The following is a 2,966-nucleotide window of genomic DNA, read 5'->3' as shown; positions in this document are numbered from 1 at the left end:
AGGGCGTGGAGCTCGGCGGCGTGCGTCTCCGCCTCGCGCCAGGCCGTCCAGGCGCCCCGGCACGCGGCCAGCGGCCCCGCACAGCCGGCATAGCTGTCCAGCAGGGCGCGGTGGGTGCGCGGGTCGAGGAGGCCCACCGCATCATGCTGGCCGTGCACTTCCAGCAGCAGAGCGCCGAGTTCGCGCAGCACGCCGGCGCTAATCGCCTGGTCGTTGACGAAGGCCCGCGAGCGGCCGTCGAGGCTGAGGGTGCGGCGCAGCACTAGGTCCTCCGAGGGATCGGCCTCCAGGCCCCGCCCGGAAAGCGCGGCCCATGCAGGGTGAGCGGCGGGGAGGGCGAAGGTCGCGGTGACGCCCGCCTGGACCGCCCCCCGCCGCACCAGCCCCGCATCGGCGCGCGCGCCGGTGGCGAGACCCAGCGCATCAAGCACGATGGACTTGCCCGCTCCCGTCTCGCCGGTCAGGGCCGTGAGGCCGGCCCCGGGTTCCAGGTCCAGCGCCTCGATCAGCACCACGTCGCGGATGCCCAGGCCGACTAACATGGGCCGACTAGCATGGATGCGCCCGGGCGCAGTCGGTCATGGGGAGTGCGGCGTCAGCCCCGCCCGATACGGCTCAGCGCGCCGTTCGCCTTGGGCTTGGGCGGCGCCGATGGGCGAAGACCCTTGGACGTCAGAAGGGAGTACGCGCGGGAATACCAGGGGTCGCCCGGGAAGTTGTAGCCCAGCACCGCCCCGTCCTTGGTGGCCTCGTCGCGCAGGCCCAGCGTCAGGTTCGCCTCGACCAGGCGGTACAGCGCTTCGGGCGTGTGGCTGGTGGTCTGGTACTTGTCCACCACCACCTTGAAGCGGTCGATGCTGGAAAGCGGCAGACCCTGGCGCAGGTACCAGCGGCCGATCGACATCTCCTTGCCGGCCAGCTGGTCCAGGATCATGTCCTGCTTCAGCCGCGCGTCGACGGCATACTGCGTGGTGGGATAGCGCTTCTGCACCTCGCGGAAGGCGGTCTGGGCCTGTTGGGTGTAGGCTTGGTCCCGCTGTACGTCGACGATCTGTTCGAAATAGCATTGGGCCTTTAGGTAGTAGGCGTAGGACGCGTTCGGGCTGCCGGGATAGAGCGAGATGAAGCGATCGGCGGCGGCGATGGCGTCGTCGTACTGGTTGGCCTCATAATGGGCGAAGGCCTCCATCAGCACCGCCCGGCGCGCCCATTCCGAATAGGGGTGCTGGCGCTCGACCTCGTCGAAATAGCTGCTGGCGGCGGACCACTGGTGCTCGTCCATCCGCTCGGCGCCGGTGGCGTAGAGCAGCTCCACCGGGCGTTCCTGGTAGGCGTTGTCGGCCTTGGCGAGCTTGTTGGCGCGGCCATGAGCGCAGCCGGCGAGCCCGAGCATGGCCACGGCGGCGAGCAGGACCGGCGTGCGGCCCTTATGCATACGAGACACCTTGAGCACGTCCTTATGAAGCCGCGAGCGCCGCTTCGGCTGATGACCCCACGCTGAGGAGCGTTCTAACGTATGCACCCATGCCGCGCCAATGGCGCGGGGGGCCGCACCCTCGCGCCTCAGACCGCCTCGGCCAGCTCCGGCGCCAGGGTGCGTACACGCCAGGCGGCGGGGTCGGCCATAAGGGCTCGGACCAGCACGTTGTTCAGGGCGTGGCCGCCGTAGCGGGTCTCGAAGCGGCCGATGACGGGCGCGCCCATGACATAGAGGTCGCCGATGGCGTCCAGGGCCTTGTGGCGCGCGAATTCGTCACGGAAGCGCAGGGGCTCGGCGTTCAACATCACGTCACCATCCAGCGCGATGGCGTTGTGGAGCGAAGCGCCCCGGGCCAGGCCCAGGCGGCGGAGCGCCTCCACCTCATTGACAAAGCCGAAGGTGCGTGCGCCCGCCAGCTGGTCGCGGAAGCTGCGCTCGGTGACGGGCAGGTCCACGGCCTGGCGGCCGATGACGGCGGACGGGAACGCAATCTTGAACGCCACCTCGAAGCGGTTGCAAGGCAGCAGGGCGGCCCGCTTGGCGCCGTCGGCGACTTCGACCGCGCCCAGGACCTCGATGTAGCGGCGGGGACTCGCCTGGGTGCGGCGGCCGGCGCGGTCCAGCAATTGGACGAACGGCAGGGCCGACCCGTCCATGATAGGTACCTCGGGCCCATCCACCTCGACGATCACGTTGTCGACGTCCAGGGCGGACAGCGCGGCCATCAGGTGTTCAATGGTGGAGACACTAACGCCCGACGTGTTGGATATCTTGGTGTTGAGCTGGGTGCAGGTCACCGCCTGGGCGCTGACCGGGATGCGGTTGTCACGATCGGACACGTCGGTGCGCACGAACACCACGCCGGCGTTCGCCGCAGCCGGACGTACAGCCAGGCGCACCCGCTGGCCGCTGTGCACGCCCACGCCCGCGCAGACCGCGGGACCCGACAAGGTGTGCTGGAGCAGCGAGGCTGTGGTCAACGCGTTGAATCCTGTGGCGATCGCGGCCAGCGAGCCGCTCCTGCACCCCTGGCTGGCTTAAGGCCTCTGCTGCAAGGCCAAAAGACAAGTTCTGTTTCGGACTGTTACTTCATCAGCCATGGCGAAAGTAAGGTCGTGGCTTGCAATGTTAGAGACACAGAAAACCCCTACCTTTCGGCAGAGGTTTTACAGTCGTTACGAAGATATGAAGACGACGCGGCTGTCTTGAGCCGGTTCTTCATCAGTTCGCCAAGCGGCGCAGGAAAGACGGGATGTCCAGGTCCTCGGTGGCGTCGTGCGGCTCGGGCGATGGCTGCAGAGCCGGCTGCGCGCCACCACCCCCGACCGCACGCGCTGGAGCGGGCGGGGGGGACTGGGGCGCCGACGGGGCGGTTGGGGCGGCGTAGTCCTGGCGCGGACGGCCGCCGAACAGGCTGAGCCAGCCGCCCTTGCGCGTCGGCTCGGGCGGCCGCTGGGCGGCGTAGCCCAGCGCCTGAGGCGCGCTG

The 2,966-nt window shown here is 69.1% G+C and carries 3 protein-coding genes and 1 pseudogene; all 4 read right to left on the bottom strand.

Annotated elements, in window-relative coordinates:
• The coding region (locus tag HUV06_RS15565) for an AAA family ATPase (RefSeq protein WP_174302152.1) at positions 1-542 on the bottom strand (542 nt) is incomplete at its 3' end.
• 53 nt (positions 543-595) lie between these two features.
• Positions 596-1,435, bottom strand: a complete 840-nt coding sequence (locus tag HUV06_RS15560) for an outer membrane protein assembly factor BamD (protein ID WP_174302151.1) — start codon at positions 1,433-1,435, stop codon at positions 596-598.
• A 128-nt stretch (positions 1,436-1,563) separates the two neighbouring features.
• Positions 1,564-2,460, bottom strand: a complete 897-nt coding sequence (gene lpxC, locus HUV06_RS15555; RefSeq protein WP_254601188.1) for a UDP-3-O-acyl-N-acetylglucosamine deacetylase — start codon at positions 2,458-2,460, stop codon at positions 1,564-1,566.
• Between the two features lie 241 nt (positions 2,461-2,701).
• Positions 2,702-2,966: pseudogene (locus HUV06_RS15550) on the bottom strand (hypothetical protein); the annotation flags it as partial.

Source organism: Caulobacter sp. S45, assembly GCF_903642205.1.
Classification (GTDB): Bacteria; Pseudomonadota; Alphaproteobacteria; order Caulobacterales; family Caulobacteraceae; genus CAHJWH01.
The sequence above is the reverse complement of the archived record's forward strand: the minus strand, read 5'-3'. Positions and strand labels throughout refer to the sequence as shown.

Coding starts and splice junctions, on each gene's coding strand:
- HUV06_RS15560 (WP_174302151.1), bottom strand. CDS start 1,435: ATGCATAAGGGCCGCACGCCGGTCCTGCTCGCCGCCGTGGCCATGCTC.